The sequence below is a fragment of the Bacillus sp. MM2020_4 genome (assembly GCF_011250555.1).
GTDB lineage: Bacteria > Bacillota > Bacilli > Bacillales > Cytobacillaceae > Neobacillus.
In genome coordinates, this window is sequence record NZ_JAANMZ010000012.1 from 1 (window position 1) to 20514 (window position 20514).

At 40.1% G+C, this 20514-nt stretch carries 21 protein-coding genes, 1 pseudogene and 1 riboswitch; of the genes and pseudogenes, 5 read left to right on the forward strand and 17 right to left on the reverse strand.

What is annotated here, in order from left to right:
* Positions 1-187: 187 nt before the first annotated feature.
* From G6554_RS10125 to G6554_RS10160, 8 genes and pseudogenes are all read right to left on the reverse strand, one after another.
* Positions 188-1219: an anthranilate phosphoribosyltransferase gene (locus G6554_RS10125; RefSeq protein ID WP_166241377.1), complete on the reverse strand. Its 1032-nt coding sequence runs from the start codon at positions 1217-1219 to the stop codon at positions 188-190.
* A 74-nt stretch (positions 1220-1293) separates the two neighbouring features.
* Positions 1294-2082 (reverse strand): uroporphyrinogen-III C-methyltransferase, encoded by a 789-nt coding sequence (gene cobA / locus G6554_RS10130; protein ID WP_166241379.1) that lies wholly within the window; start codon positions 2080-2082, stop codon positions 1294-1296.
* A 10-nt stretch (positions 2083-2092) separates the two neighbouring features.
* Positions 2093-2941, reverse strand: a complete 849-nt coding sequence (locus G6554_RS10135; protein WP_166241381.1) for a formate/nitrite transporter family protein — start codon at positions 2939-2941, stop codon at positions 2093-2095.
* Between the two features lie 98 nt (positions 2942-3039).
* Positions 3040-3366, reverse strand: a complete 327-nt coding sequence (nirD, locus tag G6554_RS10140; RefSeq protein ID WP_166241383.1) for a nitrite reductase small subunit NirD — start codon at positions 3364-3366, stop codon at positions 3040-3042.
* A gap of 23 nt (positions 3367-3389) precedes the next feature.
* Positions 3390-5798, reverse strand: coding sequence for a nitrite reductase large subunit NirB (gene nirB / locus G6554_RS10145; RefSeq protein ID WP_207627580.1), 2409 nt, complete (start codon positions 5796-5798; stop codon positions 3390-3392).
* Positions 5799-6006: 208 nt separating this feature from the next.
* On the reverse strand, positions 6007-6279 hold the full coding sequence (locus G6554_RS10150) for a DUF4190 domain-containing protein (protein ID WP_166241385.1): 273 nt from the start codon (positions 6277-6279) through the stop codon (positions 6007-6009).
* Positions 6280-6483: 204 nt separating this feature from the next.
* On the reverse strand, positions 6484-7299 hold the full coding sequence (locus tag G6554_RS10155) for an ABC transporter permease (RefSeq protein ID WP_166241387.1): 816 nt from the start codon (positions 7297-7299) through the stop codon (positions 6484-6486).
* Positions 7299-8317: pseudogene (locus tag G6554_RS10160) on the reverse strand (ATP-binding cassette domain-containing protein). Before G6554_RS10160 ends, G6554_RS10155 begins: the two are co-directional and overlap by 1 nt.
* A 203-nt stretch (positions 8318-8520) precedes the next feature.
* Here G6554_RS10160 and G6554_RS10165 point away from each other — a divergent pair.
* Together G6554_RS10165 and G6554_RS10170 are read left to right on the forward strand one after the other, a co-directional pair.
* Positions 8521-9420, forward strand: a complete 900-nt coding sequence (locus tag G6554_RS10165; RefSeq protein WP_166241389.1) for an SDR family NAD(P)-dependent oxidoreductase — start codon at positions 8521-8523, stop codon at positions 9418-9420.
* A gap of 47 nt (positions 9421-9467) precedes the next feature.
* Positions 9468-10070 (forward strand): TetR family transcriptional regulator, encoded by a 603-nt coding sequence (locus G6554_RS10170; protein ID WP_166241391.1) that lies wholly within the window; start codon positions 9468-9470, stop codon positions 10068-10070.
* 99 nt (positions 10071-10169) lie between these two features.
* On the opposite strand, the gene G6554_RS10175 is transcribed toward G6554_RS10170, so the two are convergent.
* The 3 genes from G6554_RS10175 to G6554_RS10185 all read right to left on the reverse strand — a co-directional run bounded on the left by G6554_RS10175 (position 10170) and on the right by G6554_RS10185 (position 12377).
* Positions 10170-10613: a VOC family protein gene (locus G6554_RS10175; protein WP_166241393.1), complete on the reverse strand. Its 444-nt coding sequence runs from the start codon at positions 10611-10613 to the stop codon at positions 10170-10172.
* 236 nt (positions 10614-10849) lie between these two features.
* A complete protein-coding gene (locus G6554_RS10180; protein WP_242637781.1) occupies positions 10850-11725 on the reverse strand; it encodes a hypothetical protein in 876 nt (291 codons plus the stop codon).
* A gap of 313 nt (positions 11726-12038) precedes the next feature.
* A complete protein-coding gene (locus G6554_RS10185; RefSeq protein WP_242637780.1) occupies positions 12039-12377 on the reverse strand; it encodes a DUF6054 family protein in 339 nt (112 codons plus the stop codon).
* Between the two features lie 377 nt (positions 12378-12754).
* On the opposite strand from G6554_RS10185, the gene G6554_RS10190 reads away from it, so the two are divergent.
* The gene (locus G6554_RS10190) at positions 12755-13225 is read left to right on the forward strand and encodes a DinB family protein (protein WP_166241395.1); all 471 of its coding nucleotides are present in this window, start codon (positions 12755-12757) and stop codon (positions 13223-13225) included.
* Positions 13226-13839: 614 nt separating this feature from the next.
* Here the strand turns inward: G6554_RS10190 and G6554_RS10195 are convergent.
* From G6554_RS10195 to G6554_RS10220, 6 genes are all read right to left on the reverse strand, one after another.
* Complete coding sequence (locus tag G6554_RS10195; protein ID WP_166241397.1) at positions 13840-14742, reverse strand: NAD-dependent epimerase/dehydratase family protein; 903 nt, start codon at positions 14740-14742, stop codon at positions 13840-13842.
* A gap of 162 nt (positions 14743-14904) precedes the next feature.
* Positions 14905-15924 (reverse strand): thiazole biosynthesis adenylyltransferase ThiF, encoded by a 1020-nt coding sequence (locus G6554_RS10200; protein WP_166241399.1) that lies wholly within the window; start codon positions 15922-15924, stop codon positions 14905-14907.
* Complete coding sequence (locus tag G6554_RS10205; protein ID WP_166241401.1) at positions 15921-16688, reverse strand: thiazole synthase; 768 nt, start codon at positions 16686-16688, stop codon at positions 15921-15923. The genes G6554_RS10200 and G6554_RS10205 overlap by 4 nt, the downstream gene beginning before the upstream one ends.
* 1 nt (position 16689) lies before the next feature.
* Positions 16690-16893: a sulfur carrier protein ThiS gene (gene thiS, locus G6554_RS10210; RefSeq protein WP_166241403.1), complete on the reverse strand. Its 204-nt coding sequence runs from the start codon at positions 16891-16893 to the stop codon at positions 16690-16692.
* 10 nt (positions 16894-16903) lie between these two features.
* Positions 16904-18034, reverse strand: coding sequence for a glycine oxidase ThiO (gene thiO, locus G6554_RS10215; protein WP_207342986.1), 1131 nt, complete (start codon positions 18032-18034; stop codon positions 16904-16906).
* Positions 18018-18656, reverse strand: a complete 639-nt coding sequence (locus tag G6554_RS10220; protein WP_166241407.1) for a thiamine phosphate synthase — start codon at positions 18654-18656, stop codon at positions 18018-18020. The genes thiO and G6554_RS10220 overlap by 17 nt, the downstream gene beginning before the upstream one ends.
* Positions 18657-18754: 98 nt before the next feature.
* Positions 18755-18863, reverse strand: a riboswitch (TPP riboswitch).
* 240 nt (positions 18864-19103) lie between these two features.
* Between G6554_RS10220 and G6554_RS10225 the strand changes: the two genes are divergently transcribed.
* Both G6554_RS10225 and G6554_RS10230 read left to right on the forward strand, forming a co-directional pair.
* Positions 19104-19430 (forward strand): hypothetical protein, encoded by a 327-nt coding sequence (locus G6554_RS10225; RefSeq protein WP_166241409.1) that lies wholly within the window; start codon positions 19104-19106, stop codon positions 19428-19430.
* A gap of 34 nt (positions 19431-19464) precedes the next feature.
* Positions 19465-20496 (forward strand): M14 family metallopeptidase, encoded by a 1032-nt coding sequence (locus G6554_RS10230; RefSeq protein ID WP_166241411.1) that lies wholly within the window; start codon positions 19465-19467, stop codon positions 20494-20496.
* Positions 20497-20514 lie beyond the last annotated feature (18 nt).

Genomic DNA, 20514 nt, shown 5'->3' on the forward strand with positions numbered 1-20514 from the left:
ATATAACATGGGATATATTTTTAAGTCAATAAAAAATTGATATATAGTAATCAATAATCGGGAATTATATAGGACCAAAATCTGTATACCACAGACAGGAGACAAGGGGGCAAAAATGTTCAGCAACTTGTCACAAGAACCAGCCAAAAGCAAAAGAAAAGAAACTCCGCAGTTATATACGGAGTTTCTAGGATTGGCTTGCTTTCCATTTTCCTAATTGACGCAACCCTTTTTGTGTTATGAGTTGTTCTTTTGCCCTATCAATTCCTTCCTCAATGCTTGAAGAAATACCAAAGAGATGATACCGGATTCCGACATTAAAAAGAACTTGATGATAATAATAGCTTAATGCCCCTGATCGCTCGCCGCTCAGCAGCGCTAACGAAATGTCGGACTGCTCTTTCGCCGATAATTGGATGCTGCTGTTCCATTCGTCTACTAGCAATCCATAATCCTCAGGCTTTACCATAAATGATTCCATTCCATCACTTGATAGTTTAAAAATAAAGCTATTCCGGTGAACAGGTAAATCTTCTGAACCTTCCATTCCTTGCACAATGTAAACATTTTTATAAGGGAGTTCTTTAAACAGTGGTGCTATTTTATTAATAGCCGTGCGATGAAAGGCCCCCATCATTAATGTTTCTGCCTGTGAAATATTTAATAGCTTTTCCACTGTATTTACTAGTGTTCTGATTCCCATTTCCTCACGAATTTTTCGTAGTCTGCCAAGACTGGGGCAGTATGCTTCCGTCGATGCAAAGCCAATTCCTGCTTTGTCCATTGTATTTTCTATCGACGAAGCGGATTGGGAGACATTGATCCCCATTTCTTCCAAGACTGCTTTCATCGTAATCCCGTATTTGGGAGGAAGTGAATCACTGCTATGTAGAAAAACTGGGAGCCCAGATTCCGCTAGTAATATCGCAGCAGGAATGGTCCCAGTATAAGAATTCCGTCCATTATAGGGACAGGCTAAATCAATGATTTGATGGTTTGCTAGGTTTAGCTTTTGACAATTCTCTTGAAAAACATGGACAAATGCTAGCAATTCTTCAGTAGATTCTGTCTTTAGCCTTAAACCAGTCAAGTATGCAGCGATTTGAGCATCGGTTGCTTCCCCATTCACTATTGCCTGAGCTGCTGCTTTTGTTTGATGATAGTCTAAATCCTTGGAGCCCTTTTTCCCTCTGGCCACCTCTTTAATCCATTGTTGCATGATCCTCACCGCCACCTTTTTCAACCTGTTTACCTTATACTATTCTTACTAGTATACCACCCCCATTTATTTTTCTACCATCTTGAACCTCCTTCGTGTAATCGTTCGTAGTTTTCTACGTTTACTTGCTGGAATGGAAGAATTTTCTCTCTAAAGCGGACGACCTCCCCCACAACCACGATGGCAGGATTTTTTATCCTTTCTTTCTCTACTATAGTAGCAATGGATCGTAAGGAGCCTGTTACCACCCGTTGGTTCATTGTCGTACCCTGCTCAATGACGGCAACAGGGGTGTGTTCATTTTCCCCTTGGCACATCAACTCTTGACAGATGTATCCGAGATTTCTAATACCCATATAGATAGCAATGGTATCAACAGCTAATGCTAGACTCTTCCAATCCACATCTCTTGGTTCACCGTTTTTCCGATTCCCCGTTACAATGGCAAACGAGCTGCCCATTTCACGATGGGTAATCGGAATTCCAGCATTGGCAGGTGCGGCGATCCCAGCGGTGATACCTGGGATCACCTCATAGGATAGTCCATTCTTTGCAAGTGTTTCAACCTCCTCGGCACCCCGGCCAAACACAAAGGGGTCGCCGCCCTTCAACCTAACAACCGTTTTCCCTTGTTTCGTAAATTTCACTAATAAATGATTAATAGTTTCTTGTTTCATCGTGTGATGTGCAGGTTGTTTTCCGCAATAAATGATCTGGCACTCTCGTTTGGCTTCCGCCAATAGTTCCCGATTAACGAGGCGGTCATATAGGATCACATCCGCTTGTTGTATACATTTCAATGCCTTCACGGTTATTAATTCCGGGTCACCAGGTCCAGAACCAACGATATAAGCTTTCCCCATCTTTCCTCACCTATCCTCTTTGTGAACTTGGCAGTGCGGTAGTTGATTCTGGCATTTCCATTATCACTTTTGACTTTCCTTTCCAATGGGTTATATACAATGCTAACCCTGTAAAAATAAAGCCCCCAACCATATTCCCCACAAGGACAGGAATTTGGTTCCAAACCCACCAATCAGCGATGGTTATGTCTGCACCGAGCATTATACCTGCGGGAATGACAAACATATTCACGACTGCGTGTTCAAAACCTTGCGCAAAGAAGATTAAAATGGGCAGCCACATGGCAGCAATTTTACCACTCACAGATTTTGTCGTCATCGCCATAACCGCCCCTAATGTAACCATCCAATTACAGAGCATGGCCTTTACAAACACAACGATCAAACCATCCACACCCAGGGCTTTATAGCCCACTGTCTTTGCTTGTACAAGGATGATAATTTTTGCTGTTACTGGATTGTCTGTCACATGGCCAAGTTGCGTGATCGCAATGATATAAAGCCATGCATAGAGGACTCCTCCAATGATATGACCAATAATCACTCCAAACCAATTCTTACACATCTGACTGAGAGTGGCTCTTTTTTCCATGACAGCGACAGGAATCAACGCGAAACTACCAGTTACCAATTCCAATCCAAGGAGAATGATGATGACGAATGCCGCTGGAAAAAGCAGTGCACCAACAATTCCCAACCCCGTCTGCACTTCAGCGGTAAAGGCTAAGGTCGTACCAAATCCTAGAAGCGCCCCTGATAGGGCTCCTCGGATGAGTAAATCTTTTATCGGCAATTTTGCTTTTGCTTCCCCCGCCTGAACGATACTCTCAACCACTTGTTTTGGACTAACTATAGACATACGTCCCACCCCTTTTATCCAGATATCGAGCTAGCCCTCCTAATGGCAAGTCCATTCATCTCTCTATTTTTGATACAAAAGGAATCATTTTTTATCATCTATTCATCTTTCAATATAATAAACAATTGATCTTCTATCACTTCTACAGGGTATGTTTGTACACAGCCTTTATCAGGAGCCTGCACATTGCCATCGGACAAACAAATTTTCCAATCGTGCATCGGGCAAAATACATAATCCCCGCTCACGATTCCTTCCGCGAGAACTCCACCTTTATGTGGGCACCGGTTTTCAATGGCACGAATCTCCCCATTTTCTAAGGTAAAAACAGCTATTTCCTTATTGCCTATGGTGGCTGTTTTTCCTAATTTTTTTGGCATCTCTGATAGATTTCCGATATAAATGTGACGCAACGTATTTTCCATCTACGTTTACTCCTCCCTTCTTATTATTTAATTATTGCTGGAACTTTCACTGATTCATACAAGTCTCTTACTAGTGTTTTGTTCTGAATCACTTCTTTCCAAGGGTCTTGAATGATTGACAAGGCTTCATCTAGCCGTTGATTTAATTCTTTTACTTTTCCTGCCTCCGAAAGGACCTCCCGAATATGATCAATCCCAAGACGATCCACCCATGCAGAGGTTCTTTCTAAATAGTTGGCTGTCTCACGATAGTACTGTAGGAATGCTCCAATCATCTCAACCAGCTGATCATCTGTCTTAAGTTTGAATAATAAATCAGCTGCACGCAGATGTGTTCCACCGTTTCCACCAACATACATTTCCCATGCTCCATCCACACCAACCACCCCGACATCCTTCACTCCACCCTCCGCACAATTCCGTGGACATGCGGAAACTGACATTTTGAATTTGTGAGGTGTATTTATTCCTTCAAACTTCTTTTCGATTCTAATTCCCATACCAATTGAATCTTTTGTTCCAAACCGACAATACGTTTCACCCACACATGTTTTTACCGTTCGCAGTCCCTTAGCATAAGCGGATCCAGATGGCATATCAAGTTCCGCCCAAATCTTGGGTAGATCTACCTTTTTCACACCAAGTAAATCAATTCGCTGACCGCCAGTCACCTTGATCGTGCCCACTTGATATTTATCAGCCACATCAGCAATTTTTCGTAAATCATCTGAAGTGGTCACACCGCCATACATTCTAGGAACAACAGAAAAGGTTCCATCTTTTTGGATATTGGCATGAAGTCTTTCATTGACATAGCGAGCCTCTTTTTCATCCTGATACTCAAGAGGATTTACCATACCTAAGTAATAATTTATGGCTGGCTTACATTTTGAACATCCATCTGTTTTCCAGCCGAGGACATTCATTACCTCAGAAATGTGTGTCAATCCTTTATCACGAATTTCCTGTACGATATCATCTCTCGAGAATGTCGTACAACTGCAGATGGCCTCCTTCTCAGATGCATGATAGTTGCTGCCAAGCGTGCAGGCTAATAAATCCTCCACCAAGGATTTGCATTTGCCACATGAACGAGAGGCATTTGTACAGCCTTTTACCTGATCAACCGTTGTTAAACCTTGCGTTTGGATGGCCTCCACAATTCTTCCTTTACTGACACCGTTACATCCGCAGATGATTTCGTCATCTGCCATATCCTCCGTGATATTACTTACTGAAGCAGTATTTTGACTCGTCTCAAGGTACTCCTCCATTCTGGCACCATTCTTAATTAATCTGAGTAATCGGGTTCCATCTCTCGTATCACCGAACAGGACAGCACCTGTAATTTTCTCGTCTTCGATCAGAATTTTTTTATACACTCCGCTCCAATCATCGTATACTTTATATACTTTTGTTCCATGTCTTTCATTGATTTCCCCCGTAGAGAACACATCAACGCCAGAAACTTTTAATTGTGTCGAGAGGATTGAACCTTGATATCCGTCGTCCTCTAACCCACAAAGTCGTTTTGCAAGCACTTGGCCTTGTTGGTAGAGCGGTGCTACCAAACCGTAGGCAATTCCTCGATGTTCTGCACATTCCCCCACAGCATATATATTGGAGACCCCTGTTTCTAAATAGTCATTGACAATAATTCCGCGATTTACTGGGATGCCAGCATTTTTTGCCATTTCTACATTGGGCTTAATTCCAACCGCCATGACCACCAAATCCGCCTTGATTTTACTTCCATCATGAAATCTTAATCCCGTGACATGTTTTTTTCCGATAATTTCGGTTGTGTTTTTTTGTAAAAGAAAATTCATTCCCTGCTTTTCTAATTCCCTTTGCATTAGTTTCCCTGCGGTGCGATCTAATTGCCGCTCCATTAAGTAGTCATGGATATGGATGACGTCCACTTCCATTCCTAAATTTAACAAACCACGCGCTGCTTCAAGTCCTAATAGCCCACCGCCTATGACCGCGGCCTTTTGATAGAATTTTGAATATTCAATTATTTCTTCACAGTCTTTGATATTTCTAAATGCGGTAACACCGGCTTTATCTGCTCCTGGTAATGGCAGCATAAATGGATTTGACCCCGTCGCTATAATTAGTTTGTCATATGTTTCTTTATTTCCTTTGTCTGTGGTAACAACTTGCATGGCTGTGTCAATAGAAATGACTGTTTCTCCCGTATATAAGCGGATTTTGTTGTCCGAATACCATTTCCAGTCATTTAAGGTGATATCATGAACGGAAGCACCTCCTTGTAATACAGTTGATAAACTGATTCGATTATAGTTTGGATGGGGTTCATTTCCAAAAATAACGATTTCGAATCGATCTCGGTTCAACTTCAACACTTCTTCAATCACCCTGACCCCGGCCATTCCATTTCCTATTAGGATTAATTTTGATTTGATCAACGAATCCAACCTCCTTTTGATTCAATGTTCTACATACTTTATATCATGGTGAAAGATTTATTAACATAATCATGTAAAGGAATCTAACATTCTTTTTTATTGCAACGAAAAAAGGGGTCAGACCCCCAGTGTGCTAAAGCATTAGCACACTGGGGGTCTGGCCCTAGTGGTTCCCTACCTAATAAACGATTGATACCAAGTCCAACCTTTAGTTGGATATATAACTGGTTACTGAGAAAAAGGCAACATAGCCCAACACCATTAAAAGTTGAATAATAATTCCAACGATACTACAAATTAAACCGGCGGTTGCTAATCCTCTGCCATTTTCATTTGTTATATTCATTTGTTTTACAGCTATTCTTGAAAAGACTATTCCAATAATGCCTAAGATTAATCCCAAAAACGGAATAAATAATGATAAAATACCCACTGTTAAAGCAACAACTGAACTATTGTTTGTTTGACTATTATCGGACATTCTTAATCCACCCCCATTTGATAATTTTACCATTTCTGATTTATTAGAGATATAAATTATCCTCCTTTTTTAAACCTTTTTCTCTAAGACTAAACGCTGTGATAAATTTCTACAAAACAAAAAAGGAATGGCATAGAATTAAACCGCCACTCCTTATCAATTTGTACAGTTGATAATTTCTTTTCCTTTTACTATGGTTACTCACTATGCACGGCGCATGTAGGCACGAACTGTAATGGGTGCAAAAATCGCTACAATAATGGCTGCCCCAATGAGTGAAATTACTAGATCCCAGCCAATTGTTCCGGAATTCGCCAAATCTCTAACAGCCGTTACGAGATGTGAGATGGGATTGATTTTCACGAACCATTGTAACCAGTTCGGCATGGTATCAGCCGGAACAAATGCATTCGAAAGAAAGGTCAATGGAAAGAGGATAATCATCGAAATCCCTTGTACACTTGAAGCCGTACGAGCAATAACTCCAAAAAAGGCAAATATCCAGCTGATTGCCCATGAACAAGCAATGACAAGTAGTCCAGCAATAACCACAGCGCCTAATCCTCCTTCAGGACGATAGCCTAATACAAATCCCATCGAAAATGTAAGTACCGTTGCGATTGTATAACGGATCGTATCAGCAAGCAAAGCCCCTGCTAACGGGGCAATCCGGGCAATTGGTAATGACTTAAACCGGTCAAATACCCCTTTATCCATGTCCTCCCGTAATTGAGTACCCGTGACAACTGAAGTGGTGATCACCGTCTGAACAAGAATCCCTGGAATAATAATCGGTAAATAATTCTTCACATTACCAGCGATAGCCCCTCCAAAAATATAGGTAAACATTAACGTGAAAATAATTGGCTGAAACGTAACGTCAAATAGTTGTTCAGGTGTTCGACGTATTTTCAGTAACCCACGATAAGCCATGGTTAATGAATTTTGCACTGTCTGTTTGAAGCTAGTTTTATTTCGCAGCTGAATATCGGAAACTGACATGCTCAATTGTTTCTTCATTAAATAATCCCCCTCTTTTTATGATTCGAATCTGCTTGGCTTTCCTTTTCGCCTTCAGCTGTAATGGTCAAAAAGACCTCGTCTAAAGATGGTTTTTGTACACTTAGCTCAGCCAATTTGATGTCTGCTTCACGAAGGGCGACTAGCAGATCCGTAACAATATCCGCCGTTTCCATTGGTGCAGTAAAGTAATCATACCGCCTTCTGGTGACACAGCTGATGGTACTTTTAAGACTCGTTCAATAATCATTCGAGCATTGGGGATATCCTGAGTGTGTTGAATACTTAAATGCAATGATGAAGTACCAATCGATTCTTTAAGTTCATTTACAGTACCTTCTGCAACGACACTTCCATGATCAATGACAGCAATTCGATCCGCTAGTTCATCTGCTTCTTGGAGATACTGAGTAGTTAACACAACGGTTGACCCTGATTTTACTAAGCGACGAATGGTATCCCACATTTGATTTCGTGTCCGTGGATCTAATCCAGTAGTCGGTTCATCCAAGAATAAGAGTGGTGGCTGCGAGATTAAACTAGCAGCTAAATCCAGTCGTCTACGCATACCCCCTGAGAAATTTTTCAATGGACGTTTTGCAGCCTCCATTAATCCAAATTCCTCGAGTAGCTCATTTGCTTTCCGTTTTGCCTCCAGACGACTAAGCCCCAGTAATCGAGAGAAAATGATTAGGTTCTCTGTCGCACTTAGTGACTCATCGACTGAAGCATACTGACCCGTAACACCAATTAGTTGACGCACAATTTGTGCATCCTTCACTACATCATATCCAAAAATCTTTGCTGAACCCGCATCAGCTCGGAGTAATGTTGCCAACATTCTAATCGTTGTCGTCTTCCCTGCGCCATTAGGTCCCAACACTCCATAAATGGAACCAGTTGGTACCAACATATCCACTCCGTCAACCGCTCGATGATCTCCAAAGGTCTTGATAAGCCCTTTGGCCTCGACTGCAAACTTCACATTTTCTAATTTCGTTCTATCCTTATTTTTCATATGATCCTCCTTTTAATAAACCTTCCGATAGCTGATGTTGTATTCACTCATATTTTGATTACAATTGGATTATAGACGCCATTTATGAACTGAATATGAACAAAAAAATGTTATTTTAAAACTTATGGTTGCAATTTAAAAAATTGCCGCATATACTGTTTTAAAAATGAATGAATTGTTCATTCAAAAAGGCGGTTAAAAAGATGACTGATAAATTAACAAAAAAGGAATGGAACTTGCAAGACAAATATGTTTTGATTACAGGAGCGACAAGTGGGATTGGACTTGCGGCAGCAAAGGCCTTTGCCAGACGCGACGCAAATTTAGGGATTATTGCCAGAAATCAGCGAAAGGCGGAGGAAATTTCAACTCTATTACGGATGCAAACCAAGAAACCCATTAAGATTGATCTATTTATTGCTGATCTTTCCTCCCAAAAATCCATCCGAAAAGTTGCTGCGCAAATTCTAGAAAGCTGTCCAAGAATCGACGTTTTAGTGAATAATGCAGGCGCCTTATTCGATTCCTTTCAGAAATCCGAGGAAGGAGTGGAAATGACCTGGGCTGTTAACCACCTGGCCCCATTTCTTCTCACTTCCCTGCTATTGGATCGTTTAAAAGAAAGTGAATCCGCACGTATTATCAATACGGCTTCACATGGTCATAAAATGATAAAAGGAGGCTTTGAGTTTGAACATGGGAATGGGGAGCATCTTTATGGGGGAATGAAAAAGGTACTAGGCGGCCCAACTATACGTTATGCACAAACGAAACTGGCCAATATCCTCTTTACCGCCGAATTAGCGCGTCGTCTAGAAGGATCAACGATCACTGTTTATTGTTTCGACCCGGGACTGGTAGCTACAAATTTCAATCAAAATAATGGAATGATGGCAAAGGCAACCATGGCTGTCATGAATCTTTTTTCCCGGACGCCAGAGAAAGGTGCAGACACATTAGTGTGGCTTGCCGAATTAAAAGATACCTCAAACCAAAGCGGCAAATATTTTGCTGATAGACAACATAAGGCACCCACTGCATTAGCAACTGATAAAGAATTAGCAAGGAAACTTTGGAACATGAGTGAGGAACAAATTCTGTAACGTTGATTTGGATGAATATATGAGATAGGAAACAAAAATGAAAGGGCGTGAAAAACATATCTCCATTAAATAATCATCAACTGGACAAAATCCATGAAAAACGAAGAGAGCAAATAAAGAATGCGGCTTTAAAAATATTTGCACGCCGCGGCCTTATTGGTACAAAAATGAGCATGATTGCTAAAGAGGCGGACATCAGCCAAGGGCTTTCCTATCGATATTACCAATCAAAGGATGAACTTTTTATTGAACTTGTAAAGGATGCAATGGAAGAAACTGCTCAGGCATTTGCTTCATTTGAAAATATGGCAGGTTCTCCATCAGAAAAAATGAAAGAATTAACCAAAAAAATGCTCGATACTCGAAATAGACATTCGTTTATGCTTATCCAACAAGTACAAATTTCCGATGAAGTCCCTAACAAGGCAAAAGAAATTGTTCAGCAATATCAAATTCCTCCTTTAATGAAGCATTTGATTTCTACTTTTGAAAATGGACAGAAGTCCGGTGAATTTTGTAAAGGTGACCCTACTAAGCTTTTGATGCTCTACTTCTCGGTCATATCCGGTTTAATGTTACTCCCTAATGAAGCTGAGGGGGATCAAGACATCGATATAGACATTCTTATGAAACTATTACGGAATGGATGAAACTGCTTATTCTGTGCAAATGAATAGTAAATGACTCTAGCAGAAATGCAATTTATTGTATTTCTGCTTTTTAGGTATGTTATGAAAAGTATCCTTACTTTATTTGATTTGCTCCGCCAACTCTACAATAATTCCCTCTGGCCCACGACAGTAACATAACTTATAACTTTCTTCATAGTGTTGGATCTCACCAAAGAATTCTGTCCCTTTCTTTTTTAATTTGGCAACAACAGCTTCAATATCTTCAACAGCAAATGCAATATGCCGGATACTCTTGGTATTTACGAGGGGTTGCTGATTTTCTCTATATTCTGACGGCGAATCATACTTGATTAGCTCGATCCATGCCTGACCGTCTGGCATCCCCAATCCTACGCTTGCTACTTTAACATTATTTTGCCCAATTACCTGATCCATCCACTCTCCTTCCATCTGCTTCTCCCATTCCCCTTGCACCTCAAGGCCAAGGTCAAGAAAAAACTCTTTAGCTGCAGAGAGATCATTTACGGTTACACCCACATGATCCATTCTAAGGATTTTCATATCTCATACCTCCAATATTTCTGTTATGATATTTTGGTTTTGCCACTAAACAAATCTATTCTATAACGTAGCAAAAGAAAATGACCAATTAACTAAATAATACCTACAAATCTAATAGTAAGTTTTTCCCCTTAGAAAGTAAAAGGTCTCATTAGATCACCAACAGTAGCTTCCATAATGCATTTTTTTATTCACCAACAAAAGTGTTTGATGAAGCGAAAGAACCGTCCCCTGCTTCACCCAACCATCTTCACATTTCCTCCATGCAACCAATCCCACTCGAAGGTTACACCATCAATAGTATAGAGGATTGGTTCATCTTCAACGATTCCTTCTTCACATTTTTCTTCTACCCACTCATCGTAATACCGGCAGAATTTTTGTTTTAGGATTCCATAAAAGTAGGCAATCGGCTTCCGGACAGCCTTTGTAAATTTAAGTTTTCTAATCAGTTGTCTAAAAGATTCAATGGCGATTCCGACAATGATTTCTGTTTCTTCGTGCAGTTTATAATCAAAAGCTAGGATATGTACCATATGGCAATAGTCTTCGATTAACTTTGCATCTTCGAAGAAATAGCTAACAAATTGAACAAATTCCTGTGGAACTCGGTTGCTCACAAAGGTGTGATGTAATACAGACGGTTCTTCATTACGTTTTTTTATCTCTTGATCTTTTTCAGTTTTTAAAAGATTACTAGTTTCTATTAGGTGGTTCATTGTTTCCTGTTTGGGTGGTTCACTTACTGGAAAGCGATTAAACACATAGAGGTTACTGGACTGGGATCCGTTACCCCGCTCTGTTTCATACACAGTGAAAATGCCTACTGTTTTTGCTTTGCCAATCATCCGTTTAAAGGTGGAACGGGAAATCCCATTATCGTGGTATTCATCATGAATCGCCTTTAACACGGTACCGATTTTGGCATTGCAAACCCCAGGGATCTTCGCAGCAAATCGAACCAGCCGTTTTAATCCGATCAGCTCACCTTTTGAAAAATCAGCCTTGTGCTCGGCTAACCACATTTCGATATGATGATTAAACTCTTTCAAACTTTCAAATTGTGAAAACTGTTCAAATCCCTCGATGTTACCTGATTTTACATTCTTCATTTTGTGCCACCCTTTCGCCGCTGGTTTCCGTTTCCGGCACCTCTACGATATCGGGTTTTGCTGAAAGAATCGAATGGCTAAATTTCTAATTTGGTGGCACTTTTTGAACGAAACCCTTCATTTTTGCGTTCAAATCTGTTATTTGGGGCTGATTTTTGCATTTTCGGACGGATTTGGTATCCATTTTTTTGAAGTCTTGTTACTAATACCTTACTGTAAAAATATCCGACCGGATGATATGAAATACTTATTGGCATTCGTTTTTATATAAAAACGTATTATGAGGAAACTGCATTTAGGAATCAAATTAGTATTATTCAAATTGCTCTATACTTTTTTCCACGATTGCCACCATATCATCTTCAGCGCCAAGACTAAAGTTAAAAAAAACACCTTGTCCCCCACCAGCACCAATTGCTGAAATAAAAATAGTACTGTTATCACCTACTACAGTAAGGCTCAAACTGGCTCTGTTTCCATTTCTCATAAAATATTTATCATAAACTCGAACCGCAATTTTGGTATCTCCCATCGTGTAGTTGCTTTCATCAACTAATTTCATACTTATTCCACTATTACCAATATCGTTTTGCAAGTGATTAACCACTCCCTCAAATTGACCAATGATTGTCTTTTCATACTTTGCCATCATTACTCATCCTCCCCCATATTAATCATTTAGCTATATTCGTCATTATTATTTTTATTACTCTTTTATATTACCTTCTTTTTATTAAAAAAATGACGAAAAAACGAGCCAGACCCCATCGCGCTAAATTGGAAGCACATTGGGGTCTGACCCAAAGAACATAATCTTCATATAAGTTAATAAATTACCTTACGTTAGCACAACAAGAATAGGGAGTATCGCCACAGTTTCCTTTTTAACACTTTGACTCTTGCACCCTCTAGTTGAATAATCAACGTAAATATATAGTTTGAATATTTATGTAAAATTTCCCTCCTTAATATTGGAACGAGTATTCATACATGTATAATTAGGTTATGCCTATCTAAGGAGGAATTATTTTGAACTCAATTGATTTAATTATTTTAAACTTTAATGAAGTTAGAAGGAGAAGCATAAAGGTTTGGACATCTATTCCTAAAGAAAAACTCCAATGGAAGCCAGATGATGAAGCAATGAATTGCATAGAAATGATTAGACACGTATTGGAAAGCGAACATTATTACCACCTTGCAATTAAAAATAGAGGGAGTTTATCTGTTTTCGACTCCCCTTTCGAAAATAGAACATACACTTCTGTAAAAGCAGAATTGGATTTTGCAGAACCATTTCGAAATGAATTCATCGAAACAATCAAGTCCTTTACTGAAGAAGACTTGGTAAATATAAAGATTGACCGCTCCGATTCAGGGTACATAAGAGATTTAGGTGATATGCTATTACGTGTTGCCTATCATGAATCAGTTCATACTGGGCAGTTATTGGATTATTTAAGAACAGCAGATGTTCCAAGAATTCGTATCTGGGATTAGCCTTTACATTGGTGCAATCACAATCATGATGCAACTTTTTTATTAGATAGTTTTTTAGGATATGAATGTTAGACAATATCCAAGTTCTGTTCTAGTAGATAAATATAGGTTTTAACGTAAACAACGATAGGACTTTACTTGGAGAGGTGTGTATGATAGGCTCGTTTGCCTGATAAAACAACTGCTTCAGCATTTCTAGATAAATCGTACACACAGAGGCTCCAAGTCAAGTCCTTAAACGCTTATCTATGAATACATATACATAAAGATAAAGGGTGCATCACATCAACGTTTTTTTGCTGATCTGTTTATATAGGGCTGGTTAGTTTAATAAGAAAGGCCGCCCAGAATGGCAGCTGAGCTATAAAGTTAGTATCCGTTAATTAAATAAATTTAAAATGAACACTAATAGAATGGATAATGAAATAAAACCAATTATAAAGTATCCGAAGTATTTTAATGGTTTTGGCAAGTTATTTATCTTAGTATTAGCAGGATTTCCGGCATTTCCTTCAATCTCGTTAAAATGGTCTATTACCTACAAGGTAATCAGCATGAAGCAGAAAGTAATCCACCCCGGGCTGCTAAACTCAAGGGTGGATTATTTTTTATGGTTAAATGTGTTTGTCTTTATGATTAGGGACATTGCTGGCAATGGATTCGATTAATAGTTGTAACCAATCATCCAGATTGGTAAATTGAAATCCACTTTTTACGGCTTTTTCATTCGACATATACCAAGACGTATGAATGCCATACGGTGAAGCAATCTCATCATTCCCGACTAACGAGATTCTTGCTGATTTTCCAGTGGCTGCTTCGATTAATTTGATTAAATCTGCTAAACTAATTCTCCCATTTGCTGTTGCATTATAGGGGCCTTCCACCACTGCTGTTCCAGCCCATTTTAAAAATAGTGCTGCCTCCGTTGCCTGAATAAACGACATTTCCGCCTTCATATTGGCAAAGCCAATTGGCTCCCCGTTGGCAATGCGTTCTACATGGAAATGGAGGCGGCGGGTATAATCGTCCACGCCCATTACGATAGGAAAACGAACGGCGACGATGGGGAAGGTTGCTTGTTGAAGGAAAACGGCTTCAGCTTGTCGTTTTCCTTCTGCATACGTAAAGTCTGTACTGTCTCCCATCCGAATTTCATAGGTATACGGATCAAAGTCACTCTCATCTTTTTCGTTTCCATCTGCTGGATAGACTGAAAGCGATGAGGTAAACACAAGCTTTCCAATTTTTCCGTTGAAGATTTCGCAAAATGCCTTGGCTTCATTTGATGCATAGCAAATATTATCGTAAACAATATCAAACGTTCTGCCCTCCACACTTTTTGCCAGCTCTTCTTTGTTTAAACGGTCAAGGACCAGATGCTCGACTTGATCACCAAATGGATTCCCTGATTGGCCGCGGGTTATGATTGCCACATGGTGCCCATCTTCAAGTAGTAATTCTACTAATTTCCGGCCAAAAAACCGCGTTCCGCCTAGAACTAACACATTTTTCATTTTTTTGGGCTCCTCACTCTATCCTTATTATGGACTTTCCTATTTACATTCTATAAAAATAATAGAAATCCTTCCTAAAAATGGGGTCAGACCCCCGGTGCGTTAAAGCGTTAGCACGGTGGGGGTCTGACCCTGGTTTTATGGTTTTATGGTTTTATGGTTTTAACCCAAGTATCTATGGTATAGTGACTTTGCTTCTGCAATATCCTTCGTTCCATGTATGAGCACTCTTCCGTCATTAAATATCACTAATCGGTAAGGATTCACCGTATAGGATAAAAGGTATGGATTCCGCTGAATCGTCCCCCCTTGTTTTTCCAATACGATTTCTAGTGCAGCCAAATCGCGTAGAGTTGGACTGGGTGGACGGATCTGAACCGTATCCCTTCCACAAAGTACCGCTGTTTTCATTTGATTCTCAAAAGATACATAAGGATACGATCGGTTTATCCCGCAAGAAGGACAATTTTCACTTTTCAATTTATCGACTTGAATCGCACTAAACTGATTTTTCCATACATCAAAGGAAACAAGTTTGTTTCGTAAGGAATCGAAATCACCGACTAGAATTTTCAACGCTTCACTTACTTGATAAGCAACCACCATTTGAACAGCTGGGCTTATTATACCCGCGGTATCACAGGTTAACCCGCCAATGGGAACTGTTTTAAGTAAACATGACAGGCAAGGTGTTTTTTCAGGAATGATCGTGTAAGAAATGCCGTAGCTTCCGACACATGCACCGTAAATCCATGGGACACCCACTTGTTGAGATACATCATTTATCATCATTCTTGTTTCAAAATTATCCGTTGCATCAATGATAAGATCTACCTGTTTAGCCCATTCTCCAAGCTCTGAGGCCATAGCATCTGCAACAATTGCTTCCATTTCCACAGATGAATTAACTGCTGATAAGCGCTGTTTGGCAGCTATGACTTTTGGGGTTCGGTTTTTGGCATCTTCTTCTGTATATAATTGTTGCCGCTGCAAATTGCTCCATTCCACATAATCACGATCAACGATGGAAAGTTTGCCAATTCCAGCGCGGACCAATGCTTCGGCACTGCCTGTTCCGAGTGCTCCCACTCCGATGATGAGTACATGTTTGGTTGAAATCTTTTGCTGCCCAGCTTTTCCAATGGGTGAAAATAGTTCTTGCCGTGAGTACCGTTGATTCATCCAATACTCATTCCTTCTTTGGGACTGCTTGCGGTTGCATATTTCTTTTTCTCGATTCTTCCAGCTTCAAAGCCTAATCGTCCAGCTTCAATTGCAAGCTTCATGGCTTTTGCCATTTTTACCGAATCCTTTGCTGCTGACACTGCGGTATTTACTAACACACCATCTGCCCCTAATTCCATCGCCAAGGCAGCATCGGCTGGCGAGCCAATACCAGCATCAACAATCACAGGAACGACGGCCTGTTCGATGATAAACCTAAGGTTTATTGGATTGATAATCCCCTGACCGGATCCAATTGGCGATGCACCTGGCATAACCGCATGACAGCCAACTTCTTGCAGCTTCCTAGCTAACACTACATCATCAGAAGTATAGGGGAGAACAATAAATCCTTCCTTCACCAATTCTTCCGTTGCCTTTAGCGTTTCTACGGGATCAGGAAGTAATGTTTGATCACAGCCAATTACCTCCACTTTAATCATATCGCATAGCCCTGAAGCTTTCGCTAATTTTGCGATTCGCACCGCCTCAGCTGCCGTTTTGGCACCAGCTGTATTAGGCAAAAGCGTATATTTATAGGTATCCAACTGCTCCAAAAAATTGGGCTGGCTTGGTTCAAAAATATTCATTCTTCTCACTGCAAACGTAAGGATTTCAGCATCAGATACTTCCACAGCATCCTTTTGGATTTCAAAGCTTGGATACTTTCCAGTTCCTAGTAATAAACGAGATTGAAAGGATAATGGACCTATATTTAACATATCAACCGCCTCCTACAAAATGGACTATTTCAATTCGATCTTTATCTGATATTTTCGTACTCTGGTGTTCATGTTTCACTACTATTTCCCCGTTTACTTCCACGACAATGATTTTATCCTGAATGTCATAATGCTTGAGAACATCTGCAATACAAACGACATGATTTGGTAGTTGGATTAACTCCCCATTTACGACGACTTCCATACCTTCCCTCCTACAGAACTGTTTCTTTATGCCTTTCCAAATGAAAAGCAGAAAGTAGTGTTTGATCCAGTAATTTCCCTGTTAAGAGTTCCGCCACTAGTTTTCCTGTGATTGGAGCTAATAAAATCCCATTTCGAAAATGCCCTGCGGCAACATACAATCCCTTCCAACTTGGATGTTCACCAATGTATGGCATCCCATCCCCTGTCTGCGGGCGGATTCCAGACCATACTCGCTCCCATGAGGCTTCATTCAGCCCAGGTACAAGTTGTGTGGCTCTTTCTATTAAGCTTGCAATCCCTACAGGTGTAACCGTTTGATCAAATGTATGCTCAATCATGGTGGCACCGATATAGATTTCTCCATTTCGTTTTGGTACCAGATAACACCGCTTGTCGGAAAAAATAGTTGTGTTGATCAACGGCTTTTCCGGTTTGACAGAAAAGCACTCTCCTTTAACTGGATACATATTTATTTCGAGCCCGGATTCACGCATTAATTTCGCTGTCCATGCTCCGGTGGCAACGACCACCTTTTCTCCGTGTATAACACCATGGGAAGTGTTAACTCCTTTAACCTGACCGTTTTCATAATTAATGGAAACGACTTCAGTATACTCACGAATCTCGGTTCCAAAATAGGCTGCTGCTTGAGCGTATGCTTTTGATAAATTTGCTGGTTGGACATGGCCATCGTTAGGAAGAAACATGGCTCCAGAAACGCTTGGAGATATGGATGGTTCCATTTCAAGCAATTCCTTTTTATCAAGCCATGTTATGGCAGGATCCCACTTCTTTTGGTAGGTGACCTGTTGCTGAACTATGGATGCTATTTCTTCGGTTTCCGCAATTTTTAGCATTCCTTTATGGACAAACTCGATATCAATTCCAGTATATTCAACTAATTCGCTCGAGAGAGTTGGAAACATGGCTTGACTTTTCAGGGCCATTTGGAATAGCGGACCATCCTGTTCCATCTCCGCTTGTACAGCCAGCATTCCGGCGGCAGCATTTGTTGCTTGGCAAGCCAATCGATCCTTCTCAAGTATGACCACTTTTCTTCCCATTTTTGATAGCTGATAGGCAATGGAGGATCCGATTATTCCACCGCCGATAATAATGACATCAAATGAATTTTTCACTTTTTCCATCTCCCATTTTTAATACTTTTGTGTAAGTCTTAACTGCTGCTAGTGGATCGCGTGCATCTAAAATTCCAGACATAACGGCGATCCCATTTGCCCCTGCCTGAAGAACCTGTGCTGTATTCTCTGGTGTGATGCCTCCAATCGCAATAGTCGGAATGCCAAGTTGTGTCAACATTGACAATTCCCTCACTCCTTTTGGGGCCACATCTGGTTTAGATTGAGAAGGGAAAATGTGACCGTAAATGACGTAGTCTGCCCCATTCGCTTTTGCAGCCACTCCTTCCTCATAAGAATGAATCGAGCTCCCGATCCGAAACTGAGGGAAATTTCCCTTCACAATAGCTGGTTCTAAACTGTGAAAGGCTAATTGAACCCCACCAACCCTTGTAACGAAGGCAACATCCAGGCGATCATTCAGGATAACCTTTGAAAGCGGGATATTGGCAGAATGTAAAAGTTGAACCGTTCGAAATAGTTCTCGAGCCGTTTTTTGTTTTTCCCGTAAATGGATGGCCGTTACATAGGGGTGAATATCAATGATAATTTCCCGGAACTGCTCAATCGGCATCTTACCATTGGAAATGATATGAAACTCTTTCTCTTTGAAAATACACATCACCCCTTTCAGAAGATTCCGCTAAAAGTAAAAACAAAAAACCACTTCCTATGATTAAGAAAGTGGTTGAAATTTGAAATAGAAAAATGCATTCTTCAAATATCCAGTTTCCACTTCCCTACGCTGGTATGATCCAGATCAGGTTCATAGAGTCCTGAAGTAGCACTTCAATCTCAGCCCTTTAAAAAGGCACCTCTAGCGGATAAACTTTATTTATTATTTTTATTGATGACCTTACATGGATAATGTTAGCATTCTTGTTAAAAATGTCAAATACTTTTTCGTTCTACTAAATCTGCAAAAAGGTCACGCTGCATTTTTTATGCTACCTACTATTTTTTATAAATCGATTTTCAACTCTCTACGTAACTTGAATTCTTCCAACGCTTCTTTTTAAATAAGTTTTATGGAGACCACAAGAACCGTCCCATTGTTTCTCAAAAAATAGTGAAGGCTTCCACTACTGTAAAACTAAATGTCTATGACGAATTCCTATTTTATCATCAACTAAAGACAGAAATTGACCAAATTTTTGCCCAAGCAAACCAACTTCCTAATCGTTACCTCAAATACCAAAGTCTTGGAAAGTCCGTACAAGGAAGAGATCTTCACTTTGTTATTTTAGCAAAAGATAAAAATGCTGTTGATAACTATCTTAACAAAACACTGCCAACAGCGTTAGAAAATCCTGAGAGTTTAGTAGAGAAATTGGAGAACGGCACAATGGGTCATTACCAGGTTCCCATTTGGTTTAACAATATCCATCCATCCTGATGAAGTGGAAGGTGCCGATGCTCAGGTTGAATTATTGAAAAAATTTGCACTTAGGGATGAAGTACCCTTTCATACGGTTAAAGATGGTCAAAAAAGAACCGTAACGCTGAATGTGGATGAGGTTCTTGAAAATGTTATTTTTCTTTTCATGTTTACAAATAATCCTGATGGAAGAGTGGCAAATACTAGAAGAAATACGAATGGCTTTGATTTAAACCGTGACAATAACTTTCAAACACAAGTTGAAACACAACTATGGACGCAAGAAATTGCAAAATGGACACCCCTCACCTTCCTAGATATGCATGGGTATATTGGCGGGTTTTTAATCGAGCCCACCACTCCTCCTCACAATCCTAACTATGAATATGATTTACTGTACAACCATATGATCGAACAAGCCCATTCAATGGGACAGGCAGGAGTTGGTAACTCTTCCTTCCATTCCTATTTAATTCCTGCACTAGATTACAAGGCTGGCTGGGATGATATGTCTGTTGCCTACACACCCATGTATGCCATGCTGCATGGGTCGTTAGGTCACACAATAGAAATTCCAGCCTTAAGCCAAAAAGGTTTTCGGGCAATGGTGGGCACTGGGTTGGGTGCTGTCCATTTTGTAACCAAAAATAAAGATGCATTATATAAGAATCAACTTGAAATCTTTAAGCGCGGTGTGAATGGCGAAGATAACAGAGCAGTAGACAAGTACTTTGTAAATGCTTCTGGTGAACAAATTGGACGAATTAGAGGAAAAAGTAATCATTTCTTTCCCGACTACTATTTGATCCCCATTTATAAATCTCAACAAAAAAATATTCTGGAAGCACATAAATTGGTCCAATATTTACTTCGAAATGGTGTGAAGGTCAAACAAACAATGAAATATATGAAAATAAACGGAAGAATGTATCCTAAGGGATCGTTTGTTATTCCTATGAATCAGGCAAAACGCGGTGTTGCTAATGCCATGCTCTATAAGGGGGACAATGTTTCTGACTGGGGTGCGATGTACGATACCTTTTTAGTCAATTTCCCTGATCTGAGAGGATTTACAAGGATTTGAACATACCTATTTTTTCGA